Source organism: Chromobacterium sp. Beijing, assembly GCF_021496765.1.
GTDB lineage: Bacteria > Pseudomonadota > Gammaproteobacteria > Burkholderiales > Chromobacteriaceae > Chromobacterium.
In genome coordinates this window covers 2,830,561-2,848,110 of sequence record NZ_CP053750.1, presented here as the reverse complement: position 1 = coordinate 2,848,110, position 17,550 = coordinate 2,830,561, and the positions used below count along the sequence as shown (strand labels likewise).

Sequence of the window (17,550 nt, the reverse complement as noted above, 5' to 3'; positions counted from 1 at the left end):
GGGGTTTCCCGTATTGCCGGCGGCGGGCCCTGCGGTACTATCGCATTCTTCCCCGGCATGAACTGCGTGGATCGGCGGCTTAAGCACCGCGCTCGACAACGGCAAGCCCTTGTTATCGCGTTTATTTAAAGCCAACGACAGACAGAGCAGCGGGGAGAGGACACAACAGATCATACAGGCCCTATCCGAGTATGAAGCGCCCGCCGGGACAGCGGGCGCTTTGTCGTTGTACCGGACGGCCGTTACGGGACAGTGAAACAAATGAGTTTGATGCGCAAAAAGAGCGTCCAGGGAATGCTGGCTACCGCTCAGACCTCGCGTGGGCTTCGCAAGGAGCTTTCCGCTTTCGACCTTACCATGCTCGGCATCGGCGCCATCATCGGCACCGGCATCTTCGTGCTGACCGGCACCGGCGCCACGGTGGCCGGCCCCGGACTGGTGCTTTCCTTCGTGATCAGCGCCTTCGCCTGCGGCTTCGCCGCGCTGTGCTACGCCGAGTTCGCTTCCATGCTGCCGGTTTCCGGCTCCACTTACACTTACGCTTACGCCACGCTGGGCGAGATGATCGCCTGGATCATAGGCTGGGATTTGCTGCTGGAATACCTGCTGGCCTCGTCGGCGGTGTCGGTGGGCTGGTCCGGTTATTTCCAGAGCCTGCTGTCCGGCTTCGGCGTGACCCTACCTGAATACCTGACCGCCGCCGCCGGCTCGCTGCCGGGCAAGCAGACGCTGTTCAATCTGCCGGCCTTCTGCGTGGCGATGGTGATCACCGCCTTGCTGGCCTTCGGGATCAAGGAATCCAAGCGCGTCAACAATGTGGTGGTGCTGATCAAGGTGGGCGTGGTGTTGTTGTTCATCGGCATCGGCGTGTGGCACGTCAAGCCGGTGAACTGGCAGCCGGCACTACCCTTCGGTTTCTCCGGCGTGTTCCACGGCGCCGCCATCGTGTTCTTCAGCTTCATCGGCTTCGACGCGGTGACCTGCGCCGCCGAGGAAGTGAAGAACCCGGCCAAGGACATCCCGCGCGGGGTGATCTGGTCGCTGGGCGTGTGTTCGCTGCTCTATGTGGTGGTGGCCGCCATCATGACCGGCATCGTGCCTTATATGCAGTTCGCCGGCGTCGACCACCCGGTGTCGCTGGCCTTGCAAGTGGCCAAGCTGGACTGGTTCGCCGGCTTCGTCGATCTGGGCGCCATCCTCGGCATGATGACGGTGATCCTGGTGATGACTTACGGCCAGACCCGCATCCTGTTCGCGATGTCGCGCGACGGCCTGCTGCCCAAGATCTTCTCCGAGGTGAACCCCAAGTACGGCACCCCGTACAAGGCCACCTGGCTGATCGGCACCATCATCGCCTTGCTGGCCGGCTTCGTGCCGCTGCACACCCTGGCCGAGCTGGTGAACATCGGCACCCTGGCCGCCTTCACCCTGATCGCGCTGTCGGTGATCGTGCTGCGCAAGCGCGAGCCCGATCTGCCGCGCAAATTCGTCTGCCCGGGCGTGCCCTACATCCCGACGTTGGCCATCCTGTGCTGCGGCTTCCTGATGACTCAGCTGTCGCTGCTGACCTGGCTGTGCTTCATGGCCTGGTTGTTGATCGGCCTGGTGGTGTACTTTGGCTATTCGCGGCGCAACTCGCTGTTGAACAATCCTGCTTAAGGCGGAAAAAGGAAAAAGCCGGCGTCAGCCGGCTTTTTTTGCGCCCGGCGCCGGCGGGCGGATAATGGCGGCTTGGACGGAGGAGGGGACGCAATGGAAGCGAAGACCGAATTGACGGCATGGCAGGGCGACATCACCACGCTGGCGCTGGACGCCATCGTCAACGCCGCCAACACCCGCTTGCTGGGCGGCGGCGGCGTGGACGGCGCCATCCACCGCGCCGCCGGACCGGAACTGCTGGCGGAGTGCCGGAGCTTGCACGGCTGCCGCGTCGGCGAGGCCAAGCTGACCGCCGGCTACCGGCTGCCGGCGCGGCATGTGATCCACACCGTGGGCCCGGTGTGGCAGGGCGGCGCCCACGGGGAGGCGGAGCTGCTGGCCGCCTGCTACCGCAACAGCCTGGCACTGGCGGCGCGGCATGGTTTGGACGGCATCGCCTTCCCGGCGATCAGCTGCGGCGTCTACGGCTATCCGCAGCAGCAGGCCGCCGTTATCGCGGTGGAGACGGTGCGCGCTTGGCTGGCGCGCGAGCCGCATGGCCTGCGGCGGGTGTTGCTGGTGGCCTTCGACGACGCGATGGCCGGCCGCTACCGGCAGTTGCTGGCCGGCGTTAGCTGACCTCGCCCTTGGACGGACGCGGCAACTGTCCGCCGCAGTGCTTGCAGAAGCGCGCGTCCCAGTCGTGGCCCTCGGTGAAGCAGTGCGGGCACAGCCGGGTGCCGGACACCGCCTCCGCGGTCTTGCTCTTGGCGCCGCTGCCGCGCGCGATTTCGGCGGTGACGATGCCGGTGGGCACCGCGATGATGCCGTAGCCGGTGATCATCACCACGCTGGCCAGCGCCTGGCCCAGCGGCGTCTTGGGCGTGATGTCGCCGAAGCCCACCGTGGTCAGGGTGACGATGGCCCAGTAAATGCTGACCGGGATGCTGGTGTAGCCGTGCTCCGGTCCTTCGATCACGAACATCAGCGTGCCCAGAATCACCACCAGCAAGACCACGGTGACCAGGAAGACCGTGATCTTGCGGCGGCTGGCCAGCATCGCCCGTTTCAGTTCGCTGGCCTCGCCGATATAGCGCGTCAGCTTGAGGATGCGGAACATGCGCAGCAGCCGCAGGATGCGGATATCCGCCAGGAAGCGGCTTTCCGGGATGAACAGACCCAGATACATCGGCAGCACCGCCATCAGATCGATGACGCCGAAGAAGCTTTTCACATAGCGCATCGGTTTATGGATGCAGATCAGCCGCAAGGCGTATTCAATAGTGAACAGAATGGTGAAACACCAGTCTAGAATCTTGAGCTGGACGCCCCAGGCCGCTTGTATGCTTTGCACGCTCTCCAGAATCACCGTCAGCACCGACAGCAGGATGGCGACAATCAGCGCCAGGTCGAAGATGCGGCCGGGCCGGGTGTCTGCCTCGTAAATGATGATGTAGAGCTTGCGGCGCCAGCCGGTGAGCGGGATCAGGGTTTCCTGTGTGGGCATAGGCGGGGAATGGACCTTGGTCTGCGGGTGATGGGCGATGGTTTCAGTGTAGCCGCCGGGCCGCGGAGAGCGCGTGGCCGGCTGAGACTGCCAAGTTTGTCGATTATAAGCAAACAATATTTTGGATCGTCGCTCGGCTTGTTTATGATGCTGGGTAATATGGTTTTCTTCAAAACTGTCTGTGGAGAATAAAGATGCGAATTGCCAATGCAGTGACGGATTTGATCGGCAACACCCCGCTGGTGCGGCTTAATCGGGTGACCGACGGCTGCGGCGCCACCGTGGCGGCCAAGCTGGAGTTCTTCAACCCGGCTCACAGCGTTAAGGACCGCATCGCGGTGGCGATGATAGACGCCGCCGAGCAGGCCGGCAAAATCGGCCCGGACACCACCATCGTCGAACCCACTTCCGGCAATACCGGCATCGGCCTGGCCATGGTCTGCGCCGCGCGCGGCTACAAGCTGGTGATCACCATGCCGGAAACCATGAGCCGCGAACGCCGCCAGCTGCTGCGCGCCTACGGCGCCGAGCTGATCCTGACCCCGGGGCCGGACGGCATGGGCGGCGCCATCGCCAAGGCGCGCGAGCTGGTGGAGCAGAATCCGGACAGCCATTTCATGCCGCAGCAGTTTGAGAACCCGGCCAACCCGGCCATCCACCGCAATACCACCGCCGAAGAAGTGTGGAACGACACCGACGGCCAGGTCGACATCTTCGTCGCCGGCGTGGGCACTGGCGGCACCATCACCGGCGTGGGCGAAGTGCTGAAGGCGCGCAAGCCCGGCGTGCAGATCGTGGCGGTGGAGCCGGACGCCTCGCCGGTGCTGTCCGGCGGCGCCAAGGGCCCGCACCCCATCCAGGGCATCGGCGCCGGTTTTGTGCCGGCCATCCTCAACACCGGCATTTACGATGAAATCATCCGCGTGAAGAACGAGGACGCGATGGAGACCGCGCGCGCGGTGGCCGCGCGCGAAGGCCTGCTGGTGGGCATCTCTTCCGGCGCGGCGGTGTGGGCGGCGCTGGAACTGGCCAAGCGTCCGGAAAACGCCGGCAAGCTGATCGTGGTGGTGATTCCCTCCTTTGGCGAGCGCTATTTGTCCACGCCCTTGTTCCAACATCTGGCGGACTGAGTTCGGCCGCGGCCGCGGCCGCGAACATCGACAGCCTGGCGGCTTTCTGCCAGGCTGTTTGTTTTTGTCGTTTCGCATCGAGGGGAAATCATGGAGCAGTTGCAAGCCTTCCTGGCCCGGGCCGAAGCCATGCTGGCGCGCCTGGAGCCCTTGCTGCCGCCGGCGCGGCCGGAGCCGGATTGGAGCGCATTGGCTTTCCGCTGGCAGCGCCAGGGCATGGCCGGCTGGCTGGAGGCGGTGGCGGAGCCGCACGCGCCGGAACTGGAGCGGCTGACCCATATCGACGCTCAACGCGCGCAATTGCTGCGCAACACCCGCCAGTTCGTCAAGGGGCGGCCGGCCAACAATGTGCTGCTCACCGGCGCGCGCGGCACCGGCAAGTCCTCGCTGGTCAAGGCGCTGTTGCCGGCCTTCGCCGCCAAGGGCCTGCGCATCATCGAGGTGGACAAGGCGCAGCTGGGCGATCTGAACCGCATCGTCGAGATGGTGGCCGGACGCAAGGAGCGTTTCATCCTGTTCTGCGACGATCTGTCCTTCGAGCAGGGCGACGACGCCTACAAGGCGCTGAAGACCGCGCTGGACGGCGGCCTGGCGCGCCGCGTCGACAATGTGCTGGTGTACGCGACGTCCAACCGCCGTCATCTGATGCCGGAAAAAATGAGCGAAAACCGCGAAGGCTGGGTGCAGGACGGCGAAATCCATCCGGGCGAGGCGATAGAGGAAAAGGTGTCGCTGTCCGACCGTTTCGGGCTGTGGCTGTCCTTCTATCCCTTCGATCAGGACGCCTATCTGGCGGCGGCGGCCGAGTGGCTGGCGCATTTCGGCCTGAAGCTGGACGCGGAGGCGGAAAAGGCGGCGCTGCACTGGAGCCATCTGCGCGGCAGCCGCTCCGGCCGCGTCGCCTGGCAGTTCGCCTGCGACTGGGCCGGGCGCGGCGCCAAGGAGCGCAAAGCCTTATTGTGATTTCAAATAGCGCAGGCCCACGCTCTTGACCTGGCCGTCGGCGGCCGCGCGTATCACCATCTCCAGCCGGTCCAGCCGCAGCACGTCGCCGGCCACCAGCGGGTAGCCGCAAGCGCGCTTGCAGTAGTCGGCGATGCTGTCGGCGCGGTCGCGGTCGCTCAGATTCAGGCCGTAGCTGTCGGCCAGATCGGCCAGCCGCGCCAGGCCGGACACGGTGAAGTAGCCGTAATAGGGGTCTTCGCCGGGCGGGTGGAAGGCTTCGCCGGCCGTTTCCAGCGCCGGGCCGGGGCCGATCAGGCAGGCCCAGTCGCCGGCGCGCAGCGTCTGGCTCGCCGTCGGTTCCAGCGCTTGTTCGTCGCGGTACAGCGCCGCCAGCCGCACGCCGCTGGGCAAGGCCAGCTCGCCGGCCAGCTGGCCTTCGGCCGGGCTGTCTGCGCTTACCTGGCAGGAGGCCGCCTCATAGCGGGCTTCCTGGCCGCTGACCACCGGTACCCGGTGCTCCACGTCCGGCCGCGCCGGCAGTTTTAACTTCAGCCTTTCAGCCAGCGGCGCGATGGTCCAGCCCTGGAACAGCAGCGACATCATCACCACGAAGAAGGCCACGTTGAAGAACAGCTGGCTATTGGGCAGCCCCGCCATCAGTGGAAAAATGGCCAGAATCACCGGCACCGCGCCGCGCAGGCCCACCCAGCTCATGAACAGCTTTTCCGCCTTGGGCACCGGGAAGGGCAGCATGCACAGCCATACCGCCAGCGGCCGCGCCACCAGCATCAGCACGATGGAGATCGCCAGCGCGTAGGGCGCCACCGGCAGCAGATTGGACGGCGTCACCAAGAGGCCCAGCACCAGGAACATGGTCACTTGCGCCAGCCAGGCGTAGCCGTCGTGGATATTCAATAGATTGGGCAAGTCCGCCACCCGGGCGTTGCCCACCACGATGCCGGCCAGGTAGATGGCGAGGAAGCCGCTGCCGCCGGCCGCCGTGGTCAGGCTGAACAGCGCGCCGGCAGTGCCCAGGCTGAACAGGGCCAACATCGCGCCGCGCGGCCCCAGGCGCTGGAACAGCCAGACCATGGCCTTGCCGCCGGCCCAGCCGGCCAAGGCGCCCAGGCCCATCTGTTTGACGAACAGCCACAGCATGGCGGCGACGCCGGCGTCCTGGCCCTGCTGGCCCAAGACCCCGATCAGCGCCGAGGTCAGGAACACCGCCATCGGATCGTTGCTGCCGGATTCTATCTCCAGCGCGCTGCCGACGCGGCGGTTGATCTCCAGGCCGCGGCCGGACAGGAGGGCGAACACCGCGGCGGCGTCGGTGGAGCCGACGATGGCGCCGATCAGCAAGCCCTCCAGCCAGCTTAGATTCAGCACCCAGGCGGCGAACAGGCCGGTCACGCCAGTGGTGATCAAGACGCCCAGCGTGGCCAGCACTCCGGCCGGCTTCAGGCTGATGCGGAAGCTGTCCTGGCGCGTGCGCAGGCCGCCGTCGAACAGGATCACCACCAGGGCGATGGTGCCGACCACATAGCTGAGCTGGTAATTGCTGAACACGATCTTGCCGGGGCCGTCCTCGCCGGCCAGCATGCCCAGCGCGAGGAAGACCAGCAGCAGCGGCGCGCCGAAGCGGGAGGCGATGGAGGACACCACCAGGCTGGCGAGGAATACCAGCGAGCCGGCCAGAATGAGTGAGTTTAAGGTGTCCAAGTGCAAGCTCCTTCGGCGGGATGGGGGAGGTCATGACGAAATCGATCAAGCCCGGCGGCGGAGCGCAAAAGGCCTTCCCAGTGTCGCTACACGCGGCAACGAAATGACAATCGGGATAAATGTGCAGATTTCGCAGGTTTACGGAGCTAATGGTAACACTTTGAGGCTTATCGGCCGTGCTTGAAACGGGCAATCCGTTAATTTTTGCGCTCTAACGGGGCATGATCATTTTATTTTGGGTGTTAATACTGCCAAATATATGACGAAACAGTTATTTTAATGCTTAGATTAATGTATATTAATTATGCATTTTTTGTTTGTATTTAAATGATAAATAATTATTGAGGTGAGTATGATTATCCGTAAAATTGCCCTGCTGGTGGCGGGTCTGAGCGTGTCCTGGATGGCTTTTGCTTCCATGGCTCCTTGGTACCTATGGGAAAGCAAGTCCGACGGCCATCTGGTGTGCTCGCAATTCTCCTATGGACCGGGTTGGGTTTTGCTCAATAGCATTCCTTACAAAGACGCGGGTTGCCGCGTTCAAGGCCGTCCTGGCTGATCGGGGGCTGCTGCCGACGGCTACGGCCCAGAGCAGCGCGCGCCATTCCGGACGCGGGTAGGAAGACGAGGGCGCCGCGGCGCCCTTATTGCTGCGTGTTAGTTAGGGGGAGGCGCGCAGAGTTTGGCGCATTCTTCCTGGCAAAGTGGCATGAGACGCTTTATGCCAACAGTATGATGCAGTATATTGTCATGGCATTTTCCAGCCTGGCCGCTTCATCTTGGCCGTGGTGTCCTTCACTTTGTCTGAGGTATGCGCAATGACTCGCAAAATCATTCTGGCCCTGGCGGCCTTGTCCTTCCCCTTGATGACCCTGGCCGCGCCGGCGCCCTGGTATCTGTGGCAAAGCAAGCTCGACGGCAAGCTCGCTTGCTCGCAATTCTCCCTGGGTCCGGGCTGGACGCAGTTCAGCTCCCAGCCTTATAAGGACGCCGGCTGCACCAAGCCGGGCCGCCCGGGTTGAGGTCTTAGACCGTTGGTTGAGTCAATAAGGGCGCCGCGGCGCCCTTATTGCTGGGGGCGCTTGCGGTAGAATGCGCTGCCGGCCGCGAAGAGCCGGAACGATATTCACCGGGCAAGACCAAGCAATGAGCGACAGCAAGATCATCGAGGTAGTGGCCGGCGCGCTGATGCGGCCGGACGGCAGTTTCATGCTGGGCAGCCGGCCGGAGGGCAAGCCTTACGCCGGTTACTGGGAGTTTCCCGGCGGCAAGGTGGAGCCGGGCGAAAGCGGCGAACAGGCGCTGGCGCGCGAACTCTACGAGGAAATGGGCATTGAAACGCTGGCCGCGACGCCGTGGCTGAGCAAGGTCCATCATTATGAGCACGCCTCGGTGCGGCTGCGTTTCTTCCGGGTCTGGTCCTGGCGCGGCGAGCCGCAGCCGCGGGAAGGCCAAAGCTTCGCCTGGCAGGAGCCAGGCGCTTGCACGGTGCAGCCCATGTTGCCGGCCAACGGGCCCATTCTCAAATCGCTGGAATTGCCGGCGGCCTACGCGATCACCTGCGCGCAGGAAATCGGCGTGGACGCTCAATTGCGGCGGCTGGAGCAGGGGCCGGCCTGGGGCATGGTGCAGGTGCGCGAGCCGCAGATGGCGCGCGCCGAGCTCGCCGATTTCGTCGCCAAGGCGGCGGCCATCGTCCATGAGCGCGGCGGCAAGCTGATGGTCAACGCCGATCCGGCCTGGGCGGCGGAATGGCCGGTGGACGGCGTGCATCTGAACACGACGCGGCTGGCCTCGCTGAAGGAGCGCCCGGCGTTCGCCTGGGTGGGCGCCTCGGCGCACGAGGCGGCGCAAGTGGCGCGGATAGGCGAACTGGGCCTGGATTACGCCTTGCTCGGCCATGTGGCCGCCACCGCCAGCCATCCCGGCGCGGCGCCCTTGGGCTGGGACGGTTTCCGGCTTTGTCTGGCGGACGGCGCGCCGACGCCGGTCTACGCGCTGGGCGGCATGAGCATGGATGATCTGGAGGCCGCCCGCCGCCACGGCGCGCATGGGGTGGCGCTGATGCGGGGGGCTTGGCGATGACGGCCAAACAGCGTAAATGGCTGGCGCTGGGGGGCGTTTTGCTGCTGCTGGCCTGTATCAAGTTCGGCCTGATTTACCGCTGGTACAGCGAGCGGCAAGCGGTCAAGCCGTCGCCCTTGGCCTGCGTCGCCGGCCAGGCGAGCTGCGCCCTGCCGGGCGGCGGCGTCTGGCGTTTCGCCTCGCCGCCGCAGCACGGCAGACCGTTTGAAATCCGCTTGCAGGGCGTTGCGGCGCGGGAAGCGCCGCAGGTGGAGTTCAATATGGCCGACATGGACATGGGCTTCAACCGTTACACCTTTGTGCGCGACGGCGCGGACTGGAAGGCGACGGTGGCGCTGCCGCTGTGCGTCAGCGGCAGCCGCGACTGGCTGGCCGTCCTGAGTCTGGACGGCAAGCGCTACCTGCTGGCGTTTTCCGCGCGCTGAAGCGCGGCGCCTCATTTCTTCTTGCGTTTGATGTACAGCGTCTTGAACACCCTCGCCACCAGCTCGTTCTGTTGATCGACGATGTCCACCTGCAATTGCGGCAGGTATTTGTCGCCCGAGGCGGTGCGCAGCCTGATGTCCTCCAGCATGCCCGGCGCCAGCCGGAAGCGCGCGCTCACCGTGCCGCGGCCCGGCTTGACGTAGTCGATGCTGCCGCTCTTGTCCCACACATAGTAGTCCCGCCCCAGTTGGTGCATCAGCATCAGCATGAAGAAGGGATCGGTCATCGCGTACAGGCTGCCGCCGAAATGGGTGCCGACATAGTTGCGGTTGCTGAAGCCCAGTTTCAGCCGCACTTCGATATCGCTGAAATCGGCGGCCAGCCGTTTGACGCGGATGCCGGCGCCCAGGAAGGGCGGCCACAGATTGAGCAGGAATCGGAACAGCCAGGCGGGTGGTTTCATCTCGGTTGAAACGGTCGTTTGAATTCTGTCATCGTCAATAAAAAAACCGGCCTTGTCAATCGCGCCGGTTTTTCCTTGCCGAGTACGGTTTATTCGACCACGCCGCAGGCCATGCGCGCGCCGCCGCCGCCCAAGGGCTGCGGATGATCGCTGTGATTGTCGCCGCCGGCGTGCACCATCAGCGCGCGGCCGGAGAAGTCCGCCGCTTTCAGCCGCGGCGCCAGCACCGGATAACTCGCCTTGCCGTCGGCGCCCACGTACAGCGCCGGCAGATCGCCCTTGTGGCCGCGGCCGTAAGGGCCGGCGTGCGCGCCGGTCTTGTCCGGGTCCCAGTGGCCGCCGGCGGCGCCGGCCGGCGTGACCGCGCCGTTGGCGCCGACGGACGGCGCGCAAGAGGGTTTTTCATGGACGTGGAAACCGTGCACGCCGGGCGGCAGTTTTTCAAGCTTGGGCGTCAACAGCGCTCCGTAGGGCGTGTCCTCAATCAGGACGCTGCCGGCCGGGCCGGCGTCGCCCTTGGCGTCGACGAAGGACAGCTCCACGCTTTGCGCCAGGGCCAGCGCGGGCAGACAGCACAAGACGGCGGATAGGGGACGTAACATGGGTAGGTTCTCCGTATAGGCGGGGAACAGTCAAGACCTCGATTGTGCCATCCCGGTTCCAGGCCGGAGCCTGGCTGTTCGGGTGGGGCGCGCGCGTCAGGAGGCCAGCCGGTCCGCGGACGTCAGTTCCTCGTTCTGCGCCAGGGTGTCCGGCGAGCAACGGTGGCAGTCGGCCGCGGCGGGAGCCGCCGCCGGCGCCGGCCGCCGCCAGCTCATGCGCCGCAGCGTGTCGTCCTTCAGCGCGACATGGTGCCAGACGGCGGCGGCGATGTGGACGGCGAGCAGACCGTAGAAGATCCAGCCCAGCCATTCGTGCAGGCCCACCGTCGCGGCGACCAGGGCCGGGTCGGCCGCGACCAGGCGCGGGAAGTCGAAGCCCAGCAGCGGCATCGGGATCGCCAGCCCCTTGGCGTTGACGATGATCCAGCCCAGCAGGCAGGACGCCAGAATGAGGCCGTAGATGGCCAGATGGGCGGCATGGGCGCAGGCGCGCTGCGCGCGGCTGCTGCCGGCCAGCGGCGGCAGCGCCGGACCGGCCAGCCGCGTGGCGGCGCGCAGCAGGGTCAGGAACAGCAGGGCCATGCCGCAGCCTATGTGCACGATCATCACGCTGCGCATGTCGGCGACGGCGTGGCCGGCCAGCAGGTGACGCAAGCCGCCGGCCAGCGCCAGGGCTGCCATCAAGAGCACGCTCAGCCAGTGAAACAGGATTTGCAGACGCGGATAGCCAGGGTTGGCGGCCGGGGCGGAAGAGGGCATGCGTTTCTCCAAGGCGCGGCCGCTGGGACGGATGCCCGCGGCGCGTTCGATTAAAAACGCTATTCAAGCGCCGCCGCCGGCGACGGCGCCATGATTCTGAAACCATTCTCAAGCCGCCCGTCCGCGCCGCCGGACGCCCTTCCCGGCGCCGGCCGTCAGGCCCCGCCGCGGCCGTTTTAGATTCCTTTCAGAAATATTGAGAACGGCGAAAGCCCCGTGTGAGCATGCGCTGGCAAGGGGCGGAACCGTCGCCGTCCCTGCCGGGGTCCGGCGCGGACGCCGCTTATATCTTCCAGCGCACGCTCTTGCGGCGCGGTTTTTTGGACAAGCGAATCTTATGACGACGATGAACGCTAGACGGCGCTCCGCCGGACAAGGCGGCTTCACGCTGCTGGAATTGCTGGTGGTGCTGCTGATCATCGCCCTCTTGGCCGGTTATGTCGGGCCCAAGCTGTTTTCCCAGGTGGACAAGGCCAAGGTCAAGGCCACCCAGGCGCAAATGAAAACCCTGGGCGACGCCTTGGCGCAATACCGGCTGGACGTCGGCGGCTATCCCAGCGCGGAACAGGGGCTGGGCGCGCTGCTGAAGGCGCCGCCGGGCGTGGCCGGCTGGCATGGGCCCTATCTGGCCAAGGATGTGCCGATGGACGCCTGGGGCCGGCCGTATCAATGGCGGGTGCCCGGCGGCGAGAGCGAGGCTGAGATCGTATCCCTGGGCGAGGCCGGGCGGGCGGGAGGCGACGGTGAACTGGTCCATGCGCTGTAAGGGACTGCTGCCGCTGCTGGCCGCCTGCGCCGCGCTGGCCGACGGCGCGCAGGCGGCGGCCAATTGCTGGCGCGAGGCCGGCGCGCGCCACCGGGTGGATCCGCTGCTGCTGTATTCCATCGCCAAGGTGGAATCGGCGCTGAATCCGCGCGCCGTCAACTACAACAAGGACGGCAGCCACGACATCGGCCTGATGCAGATCAACAGCCTTCATCTGCCGGGGCTGGCCAAGCGCGGCATCACGCGTCAGCGCCTGCTGGACGAGCCCTGTCTGAGCATACAGGTGGGCGCGTCCATCCTGGCGGACTTCATCGCGCGCTACGGCTACACCTGGCGCGCGGTGGGCGCTTACAACGCCGGCGGCGCGGCGACGCGCGAAGGCGCGCGCAAGCGCTATGTGGACAAGGTGTGGCGGCAGTATCTGCAATTGCGCGCCGAGCGCGAGGCGAGGGGCTGAGATGGCGGCCTACCGGATCAGCGTCCTGGCTCAGGGCGAGGTGAGGACGCGCCTGGTGCGGGCGGACAACGAGGCCGCCGCGCGGGCCCAGCTGGGCGTGGACGACGGCCTGGTGCTGGAGGCGAGGCGCGAGGCCGGCGCGGAGGGCGCGCTCAAGGGCGCGGCGCTGGGCTTGCTGCTGCAGGAGCTGTCGGCGTTGCTGGAGGCCGGCCTGGCGCTGATCGAGGCGCTGGAAGCGCTGCGTGACAAGGCCGGCGGCGGCGACAAGGCCTTGCAGGGCGTGCTGGACCGGCTATTGCAAGCGCTGTACCAGGGCCAGCCGCTGTCGCGCGCGATGGAGGCCCAGCCGGAAGCCTTCCCGGCCTTGCTGGCGGCCACCGTGGCCGCGTCCGAAGGCAGCGGCCAGCTGCCGGCGGCGCTCAAGCGCTATCAGTATTACGAGCTGCGCATCGTCGCCATCCGCAAGCGGGTGACCGGCGCCCTGGTCTATCCGGCGCTGGTGCTCTCCGTCGGCTTCGGCATTCTGCTGTTCATGCTGTTCTTCGTGATTCCCCGTTTCGCCGTGGTGTTCGAATCGCTGCGCGAACTGCCGGCCAGCGCCGCCGCCATGCTGTGGTGGGCGCGCCTGGTCCAGGCTCACGGCGGCTTGCTGGGCGCGGGCCTGGCCGTCGGCCTGACTGGGCTGTGCCTGCTGCTGCGCGCCCGGCGAACCCAGCGCGCGCTGCTGAGCTTGTTGTGGACGCTGCCCCGGTTGCGGGATGTCGCGCGCCTGTTCGTGCTGGCGCGCTTTTACCGCACCGCCGGCTTATTGATCGCCGGCGGCACGCCGGCCCTGCAGGCCTTCGACTTGTCCGCGGGGCTGTTGCCGGACGCCTACGCGCAGCGCTTGGCGCGCGCGCTGGAGGAGTTGCGCGCCGGCCGGCCGGTGGCGGACACCCTGGCACGCCACCAACTGACCACGGCGGTGGCGGAGCGCTTATTGCGCGTCGGCGAACAAAGCGGCGATCTGGGCGGCATGTGCGAGCGCATCGCCCAGTTCCACGACGGCGCGCTGGATCAGGCGATCGAAGTGTTCAGCAAAGTGTTCGAGCCGATTCTGATGTTGGCGGTGGGCGGCCTGGTCGGCCTGATCGTCGCCCTGCTGTATATGCCGATATTCGAACTGGCCGGCGGCATGGGCTGAGGAGACGTGATGCGAGCATTGATGGACCCGACGACGACGGCCGGCTGGCAATGGCGGCGCGAGAGCGGAGAGGAAGACCTGCCGCTGGCCGAGCTGCTGAACCGGCAGCTGGAGCGCGAGCCGGCCAGCCTGCCGCAGGCGGCGCGGCTGTTGGGCCTGGCCGCGCTGAGCGAGGCCCAGGTGGGGGAGGCGGCGGCGCGCTTCGATCTGCTGCCGCTGCCGGAAGCGCTGTCCTGCCGGGCTGCGCCGCTGGAGTGGCGGGGCGAATTGTACCTGCTGCTGGCCGAACCGCTGCGGCTGGACGCGCGTCTCGGCCTGCAAAACCGGCTGCTGGGCCGCGGCCAGCGCTTCGCCCTCAGCCTGCCCGGCGTGGCCGACGCCTGGCTGAAACAGGCCGAGGCCCGCGAGCGGGTGATGGACGGCGCGGCGGTGGACCTGGTCGAGGACAGCCTGGCCAAGGCGGTGGAGTCTATCTCGCTGACCAGCCTGGCCAAGGACGAAAGCCCGGTGATCCGCCTGGTCAACATGACCTTGTACGACGCGCTGCAAAGCCGCGCCAGCGACATCCACCTGGAGTCCCGCGACGACGGGCTGCAGATACGCTACCGCATCGACGGCGTGATGCAGGTCATACGCAAGGTGCCGGGGCAGTTGGCGGCCAGCCAGACCATGTCGCGGCTGAAAGTGCTGTCCAGCCTGGACATCGCGGAAAAGCGCGTGCCGCAGGACGGCCGCTTCAAGGTGGCGCTGCAAGGCCGCGAAGTGGACTTCCGCGTGTCCATCATGCCGGGCGCCCACGGCGAAAACGCGGTGCTGCGCCTGCTGGACAAATCCCCGCGCGGCGACAGCCTGAACCTGGACAGCCTGGGCTTTCACGGCGAAACCGCGCGCCGCGTGCGCGCGCTGGCGCAACTGCCCTACGGCCTGACCCTGATCACCGGGCCCACCGGCAGCGGCAAATCCACCACCTTGTACGGCGCGCTGGCGGAGATCAATACCGGCGAGGAAAAGATCATCACTATCGAAGACCCGGTGGAGTACGAGATGGCCGGCATTCTGCAAATCCCGGTCAACGAGAAAAAGGGCCTGACCTTCGCCCGCGGCCTGCGCTCCATCCTGCGCCACGATCCGGACACCATTCTGGTGGGCGAGATCCGCGACGCCGAAACCGCGGCCATCGCGGTGCAGTCCGCGCTGACCGGGCACCGCGTGCTGTCCTCGGTGCACGCCAACGACGCCTTCAGCGTGATAGACCGCTTTCTCTACATGGGCGTGGAAGCGGCCACTTTCCTGGAGGCGCTCAACGGCGTGGTGTCGCAGCGCCTGGTGCGCCGGCTGTGCGTCGCCTGCGCCGGCGCCGGTTGCGAGCATTGCCGCAGCGGCGGTTTCCACGGCCGCATCGCGCTGGCGGAAGTGCTGCGCCTGGACAGCCGGCTCAAGGAGGCGCTGCTGGAGCGCTCGCCGCAGAAGCGCCAGCAGGCGCTGGCGCAATGCGCCGATTATCAATCGCTGCGCGACGCCGCCCTCGAGGCGGTGGCGCGCGGACTCACCACCTATCAGGAGGTCAGCCGTGCCGTGGCCATGGAATGACAGAACCGTGTTGATCGACGCCGAACTGGCGACCTTGCTGCCGCCGGCCGGCGCCCCGGCCCAGCCGTGGCGTTGCCGCCATCACGGCAAACCGGCCGAGGCGCTGACCATGCTGCTGGGCGGGGCCGCGCGCCGGCGTCCGGCCTGGCGCAACCGCGTGCGGCTGCTCTTGGGCTATCCGTGGGCGCACAGCCAGCTCTTGCCGTGGCAAGACGGCTTGTCCGGGCAGCGCGCCCAGTGGCGCGCCTATGCGCGGGGTCTGCTGCGCGAGCGCGGCGTCGCGGGCGAACTGGACATCCGCCTGGCGCCGGCGGCTTACGGCGCGGCGCGGCTGGCCTTCGCCGCCCAGGCCCCGCTGCTGGCCGATTTGAGCGCGGCGGCGCGGGCGGCCGGCTGGCGCTTGGCCGGCTGCCGCGATCTGCTGTCGTCCTGCCTGCAAGCCCATCCGCGCGCGTTGGCGTCGGACGCGTTGGTGTTGGCGGAGGCCGGGGCCGTCACCTGCCTGTGGCGCGGCGAGCGCGGCTGGGAGGATCTGATCACCCTGGCGCTGGCGCCGGAACAGAGCGCGGCCGAGGGCGTGGCGGCGGCGGAGGCGCTGTGCGGCCGCGAGCCCGGCGGCGACTACGATTGGTGCGCGACCCATGACCCGGCACAGCCGCCGGCGGCGCGGGCGCGTTGGCTGGGCTTTGCCCATCCCCTGCTTGCGAGCCAGCCATGCGCCGCCTGAACGCCCGCGGTCTGGACTTCAGCCGCCCCGAGGCGAGCGCGCCGTTGGCCGGCGTCGCCGCCATGCTTTTGTTGATGCTGCTGGCGGCGCTGGGCTGGCGGCAGTGGGAGTTGGAACGGTTGGCGGAGGATACCGCGGCCTGGGAGCGGCGGCAGGAGCAACAGCGTTTTCTGCGCGAGCGCGAACAGCGCCGCGCCCAGGCCGCCTCGCCGGAGGCGCGCAAGGCCCAGGCGTTGCTGCTGGTCCAGGGCGACGATCAAACCCGGCTGCGCCCGGCGCTGCTGCGGGCGATAGAACAAGCCTGGTCGCCGCGGCTGGGCATCTTGTCCCTGCATCTTGAGGGCGCGGGCAAGCAGGCCCGGCTGGAGCTGAGCGCGGCGGACGTGCGGGAAGTGTTCCATTTCGTCGAGAGGCTGAACCAGTCGTCCGGCCATGGTCGGGCGCGGCTGCTGCGGCACGGGCTTAAGCCCGGCGATCCCAATCAGGCGGTGCTGGCCACGGTGCAGGTGGCTGAGCGATGAGGACCTGGATGCGAGACGCCGGCCGCCGGCTGGCGGCCTTTAAACGCGGCGGCCGGCCGGCCGGCGGCGGACGGCATTGGCGGGCCCGGCTGCGCTGGCATCGGCAGACGCTGGCCTGCCGGCTGGGGCGCGGCGGCCGGCTGTCGCTGGCGGCCTGCTGTCTGCTGTTGGTCTTCGGCGCGCTGGAGCAAGAGACGCGGCAGGCGGATTTGCAACAGCGCCGCCAGCAATTGAGCGCGCCGACGCCCGCCTTGCCGGCGACGGCGGGGCGCGAGCGGCAATGGCAGGCCCAGCTGCGGCTGGCGCTGGCCCCGCGCAAGCTGGCCTTGCTGGAGCAGCTGCGCCAGTCCGGCCTGAGCGTGCATGAGGCCAGTTATCGCGAAGAGGCGGAAGCCGGCGGCGCGTTGCGCCGCGTCTCGGTGGAGCTGAGCGCCAGCGGGCGTTATCCGGAACTGACGGCGGCGCTGGGCGCGCTGACGGCGCAGCCGCTGTTGCGCTTGGAGGCGCTGACGCTGGACCGGGCGCGAACTGATACCGCGACCTTGAGCATGCGCATGCGCTTCAGCCTGCTGGGAGCCGGACAATGAGGCGGCGGGCCCATTGGCTGAGCGGCCTCGCGCTGGCCTGGGCGGCCTTGGCCCAGGCGCAAGAGCCGCGGGCCGACGGCGTCGACCTGTTTCCGGTCCAGAGCTGGGCGTCGCTGCGCGAAGAGGCCAAGCCCGTCGTCCCGGCGGCGGACGCCGCGCCGGCCTTGGCTGCGCCCTTGCCGCCGCCGCTGGAAGCCGCGCCGCCGCCGTTCAGCGCCGTGGGCGAATGGCGGCAGGACGGCCAGCGCGTGGTGGTGCTGGAAGGCCGGGCGCGCAGCTACCTGCTCTGCGTCGGCTGCAAGACGCCCAATGCGCTGCAGCCGGGCGCCCGGCTGACGGAGCAATACACGTTCAAGGCTCTGGAGGCGGAGCGCGCGCTGCTGCTGGACGCCGAAGGGCGGGAGCACTCGATCCCGCTGACTCCATTGGCTCACTGAGGCGTCGC

At 67.4% G+C, this 17,550-nt stretch carries 21 protein-coding genes; 16 read left to right on the top strand and 5 right to left on the bottom strand.

The features are described 5' to 3' along the window. The first annotated feature begins 261 nt into the window (after positions 1-261). Complete coding sequence (locus HQN78_RS13175) at positions 262-1,659, top strand: amino acid permease (protein ID WP_048408754.1); 1,398 nt, start codon at positions 262-264, stop codon at positions 1,657-1,659. A gap of 93 nt (positions 1,660-1,752) precedes the next feature. Beyond that, positions 1,753-2,277: an O-acetyl-ADP-ribose deacetylase gene (locus HQN78_RS13170; protein WP_235084236.1), complete on the top strand. Its 525-nt coding sequence runs from the start codon at positions 1,753-1,755 to the stop codon at positions 2,275-2,277. On the opposite strand, the gene HQN78_RS13165 is transcribed toward HQN78_RS13170, so the two are convergent. Then, the gene (locus tag HQN78_RS13165) at positions 2,270-3,145 is read right to left on the bottom strand and encodes an ion transporter (RefSeq protein WP_107798267.1); all 876 of its coding nucleotides are present in this window, start codon (positions 3,143-3,145) and stop codon (positions 2,270-2,272) included. The genes HQN78_RS13170 and HQN78_RS13165 overlap by 8 nt on opposite strands. Before the next feature lie 194 nt (positions 3,146-3,339). Here HQN78_RS13165 and cysK point away from each other — a divergent pair, with 194 nt between their 5' ends. Both cysK and HQN78_RS13155 read left to right on the top strand, forming a co-directional pair. Beyond that, positions 3,340-4,275, top strand: coding sequence for a cysteine synthase A (gene cysK, locus HQN78_RS13160; protein WP_107798268.1), 936 nt, complete (start codon positions 3,340-3,342; stop codon positions 4,273-4,275). Between the two features lie 90 nt (positions 4,276-4,365). Then, positions 4,366-5,238, top strand: a complete 873-nt coding sequence (locus tag HQN78_RS13155) for an ATP-binding protein (protein WP_107798269.1) — start codon at positions 4,366-4,368, stop codon at positions 5,236-5,238. On the opposite strand, the gene HQN78_RS13150 is transcribed toward HQN78_RS13155, so the two are convergent. Beyond that, positions 5,230-6,939 (bottom strand): potassium/proton antiporter, encoded by a 1,710-nt coding sequence (locus HQN78_RS13150; RefSeq protein ID WP_235084235.1) that lies wholly within the window; start codon positions 6,937-6,939, stop codon positions 5,230-5,232. The genes HQN78_RS13155 and HQN78_RS13150 overlap by 9 nt on opposite strands. Before the next feature lie 352 nt (positions 6,940-7,291). Here HQN78_RS13150 and HQN78_RS13145 point away from each other — a divergent pair, with 352 nt between their 5' ends. The 4 genes from HQN78_RS13145 (at position 7,292) to HQN78_RS13130 (ending at position 9,449) form a co-directional block, all read left to right on the top strand. After that, positions 7,292-7,498: a hypothetical protein gene (locus HQN78_RS13145; RefSeq protein ID WP_235084233.1), complete on the top strand. Its 207-nt coding sequence runs from the start codon at positions 7,292-7,294 to the stop codon at positions 7,496-7,498. Between the two features lie 259 nt (positions 7,499-7,757). Further along, on the top strand, positions 7,758-7,961 hold the full coding sequence (locus HQN78_RS13140; protein ID WP_107798271.1) for a hypothetical protein: 204 nt from the start codon (positions 7,758-7,760) through the stop codon (positions 7,959-7,961). A 124-nt stretch (positions 7,962-8,085) separates the two neighbouring features. Further along, entirely contained in the window at positions 8,086-9,024 is a 939-nt protein-coding gene (locus tag HQN78_RS13135) for a Nudix family hydrolase (RefSeq protein WP_235084232.1), read from the top strand. Continuing rightward, positions 9,021-9,449 (top strand): hypothetical protein, encoded by a 429-nt coding sequence (locus tag HQN78_RS13130; RefSeq protein ID WP_235084230.1) that lies wholly within the window; start codon positions 9,021-9,023, stop codon positions 9,447-9,449. The genes HQN78_RS13135 and HQN78_RS13130 overlap by 4 nt, the downstream gene beginning before the upstream one ends. A gap of 11 nt (positions 9,450-9,460) precedes the next feature. Here HQN78_RS13130 and HQN78_RS13125 read toward each other — a convergent pair whose 3' ends face one another. The 3 genes from HQN78_RS13125 to HQN78_RS13115 form a co-directional block, all read right to left on the bottom strand. Next, positions 9,461-9,913 (bottom strand): DUF4442 domain-containing protein, encoded by a 453-nt coding sequence (locus HQN78_RS13125; RefSeq protein WP_107798274.1) that lies wholly within the window; start codon positions 9,911-9,913, stop codon positions 9,461-9,463. Between the two features lie 89 nt (positions 9,914-10,002). Beyond that, positions 10,003-10,515, bottom strand: a complete 513-nt coding sequence (gene sodC, locus HQN78_RS13120; RefSeq protein ID WP_107798275.1) for a superoxide dismutase family protein — start codon at positions 10,513-10,515, stop codon at positions 10,003-10,005. Between the two features lie 96 nt (positions 10,516-10,611). Beyond that, positions 10,612-11,274, bottom strand: coding sequence for a cytochrome b (locus tag HQN78_RS13115; RefSeq protein WP_107798276.1), 663 nt, complete (start codon positions 11,272-11,274; stop codon positions 10,612-10,614). A gap of 337 nt (positions 11,275-11,611) precedes the next feature. On the opposite strand from HQN78_RS13115, the gene gspG reads away from it, so the two are divergent. The 8 genes from gspG to HQN78_RS13075 are packed head-to-tail and all read left to right on the top strand — an operon-like array spanning position 11,612 to position 17,542. Beyond that, on the top strand, positions 11,612-12,040 hold the full coding sequence (gene gspG / locus HQN78_RS13110) for a type II secretion system major pseudopilin GspG (protein ID WP_107798277.1): 429 nt from the start codon (positions 11,612-11,614) through the stop codon (positions 12,038-12,040). Continuing rightward, positions 12,030-12,497 (top strand): transglycosylase SLT domain-containing protein, encoded by a 468-nt coding sequence (locus HQN78_RS13105; protein ID WP_107798278.1) that lies wholly within the window; start codon positions 12,030-12,032, stop codon positions 12,495-12,497. Before gspG ends, HQN78_RS13105 begins: the two co-directional genes overlap by 11 nt. Before the next feature lies 1 nt (position 12,498). Further along, complete coding sequence (locus HQN78_RS13100) at positions 12,499-13,680, top strand: type II secretion system F family protein (RefSeq protein WP_235084228.1); 1,182 nt, start codon at positions 12,499-12,501, stop codon at positions 13,678-13,680. Positions 13,681-13,689: 9 nt separating this feature from the next. Continuing rightward, positions 13,690-15,270: a GspE/PulE family protein gene (locus HQN78_RS13095; protein ID WP_235084227.1), complete on the top strand. Its 1,581-nt coding sequence runs from the start codon at positions 13,690-13,692 to the stop codon at positions 15,268-15,270. Between the two features lie 7 nt (positions 15,271-15,277). Next, positions 15,278-15,997 carry a hypothetical protein gene (locus HQN78_RS13090; RefSeq protein ID WP_235084226.1) on the top strand — a complete coding sequence of 240 codons (720 nt, stop codon included), beginning with the start codon at positions 15,278-15,280 and terminating at the stop codon, positions 15,995-15,997. Beyond that, positions 15,985-16,518, top strand: a complete 534-nt coding sequence (locus HQN78_RS13085) for a hypothetical protein (RefSeq protein ID WP_227107102.1) — start codon at positions 15,985-15,987, stop codon at positions 16,516-16,518. The genes HQN78_RS13090 and HQN78_RS13085 overlap by 13 nt, the downstream gene beginning before the upstream one ends. Beyond that, positions 16,515-17,105 carry a GspMb/PilO family protein gene (locus HQN78_RS13080; RefSeq protein ID WP_235084225.1) on the top strand — a complete coding sequence of 197 codons (591 nt, stop codon included), beginning with the start codon at positions 16,515-16,517 and terminating at the stop codon, positions 17,103-17,105. Before HQN78_RS13085 ends, HQN78_RS13080 begins: the two co-directional genes overlap by 4 nt. Next, positions 17,102-17,542 (top strand): hypothetical protein, encoded by a 441-nt coding sequence (locus HQN78_RS13075; RefSeq protein WP_235084223.1) that lies wholly within the window; start codon positions 17,102-17,104, stop codon positions 17,540-17,542. The genes HQN78_RS13080 and HQN78_RS13075 overlap by 4 nt, the downstream gene beginning before the upstream one ends. Positions 17,543-17,550: the final 8 nt, after the last annotated feature.

What these genes read in the sequence shown, in the direction of transcription:
- HQN78_RS13175 (WP_048408754.1), top strand. Translation starts at nt 262, where the DNA reads ATGAGTTTGATGCGCAAAAAGAGCGTCCAGGGAATGCTGGCTACCGCT.
- HQN78_RS13170 (WP_235084236.1), top strand. Translation starts at nt 1,753, where the DNA reads ATGGAAGCGAAGACCGAATTGACGGCATGGCAGGGCGACATCACCACG.
- HQN78_RS13165 (WP_107798267.1), bottom strand. Translation starts at nt 3,145, where the DNA reads ATGCCCACACAGGAAACCCTGATCCCGCTCACCGGCTGGCGCCGCAAG.
- cysK (WP_107798268.1), top strand. Translation starts at nt 3,340, where the DNA reads ATGCGAATTGCCAATGCAGTGACGGATTTGATCGGCAACACCCCGCTG.
- HQN78_RS13155 (WP_107798269.1), top strand. Translation starts at nt 4,366, where the DNA reads ATGGAGCAGTTGCAAGCCTTCCTGGCCCGGGCCGAAGCCATGCTGGCG.
- HQN78_RS13145 (WP_235084233.1), top strand. Translation starts at nt 7,292, where the DNA reads ATGATTATCCGTAAAATTGCCCTGCTGGTGGCGGGTCTGAGCGTGTCC.
- HQN78_RS13140 (WP_107798271.1), top strand. Translation starts at nt 7,758, where the DNA reads ATGACTCGCAAAATCATTCTGGCCCTGGCGGCCTTGTCCTTCCCCTTG.
- HQN78_RS13135 (WP_235084232.1), top strand. Translation starts at nt 8,086, where the DNA reads ATGAGCGACAGCAAGATCATCGAGGTAGTGGCCGGCGCGCTGATGCGG.
- HQN78_RS13130 (WP_235084230.1), top strand. Translation starts at nt 9,021, where the DNA reads ATGACGGCCAAACAGCGTAAATGGCTGGCGCTGGGGGGCGTTTTGCTG.
- HQN78_RS13125 (WP_107798274.1), bottom strand. Translation starts at nt 9,913, where the DNA reads ATGAAACCACCCGCCTGGCTGTTCCGATTCCTGCTCAATCTGTGGCCG.
- sodC (WP_107798275.1), bottom strand. Translation starts at nt 10,515, where the DNA reads ATGTTACGTCCCCTATCCGCCGTCTTGTGCTGTCTGCCCGCGCTGGCC.
- HQN78_RS13115 (WP_107798276.1), bottom strand. Translation starts at nt 11,274, where the DNA reads ATGCCCTCTTCCGCCCCGGCCGCCAACCCTGGCTATCCGCGTCTGCAA.
- gspG (WP_107798277.1), top strand. Translation starts at nt 11,612, where the DNA reads ATGACGACGATGAACGCTAGACGGCGCTCCGCCGGACAAGGCGGCTTC.
- HQN78_RS13105 (WP_107798278.1), top strand. Translation starts at nt 12,030, where the DNA reads ATGCGCTGTAAGGGACTGCTGCCGCTGCTGGCCGCCTGCGCCGCGCTG.
- HQN78_RS13100 (WP_235084228.1), top strand. Translation starts at nt 12,499, where the DNA reads ATGGCGGCCTACCGGATCAGCGTCCTGGCTCAGGGCGAGGTGAGGACG.
- HQN78_RS13095 (WP_235084227.1), top strand. Translation starts at nt 13,690, where the DNA reads ATGCGAGCATTGATGGACCCGACGACGACGGCCGGCTGGCAATGGCGG.
- HQN78_RS13085 (WP_227107102.1), top strand. Translation starts at nt 15,985, where the DNA reads ATGCGCCGCCTGAACGCCCGCGGTCTGGACTTCAGCCGCCCCGAGGCG.
- HQN78_RS13080 (WP_235084225.1), top strand. Translation starts at nt 16,515, where the DNA reads ATGAGGACCTGGATGCGAGACGCCGGCCGCCGGCTGGCGGCCTTTAAA.
- HQN78_RS13075 (WP_235084223.1), top strand. Translation starts at nt 17,102, where the DNA reads ATGAGGCGGCGGGCCCATTGGCTGAGCGGCCTCGCGCTGGCCTGGGCG.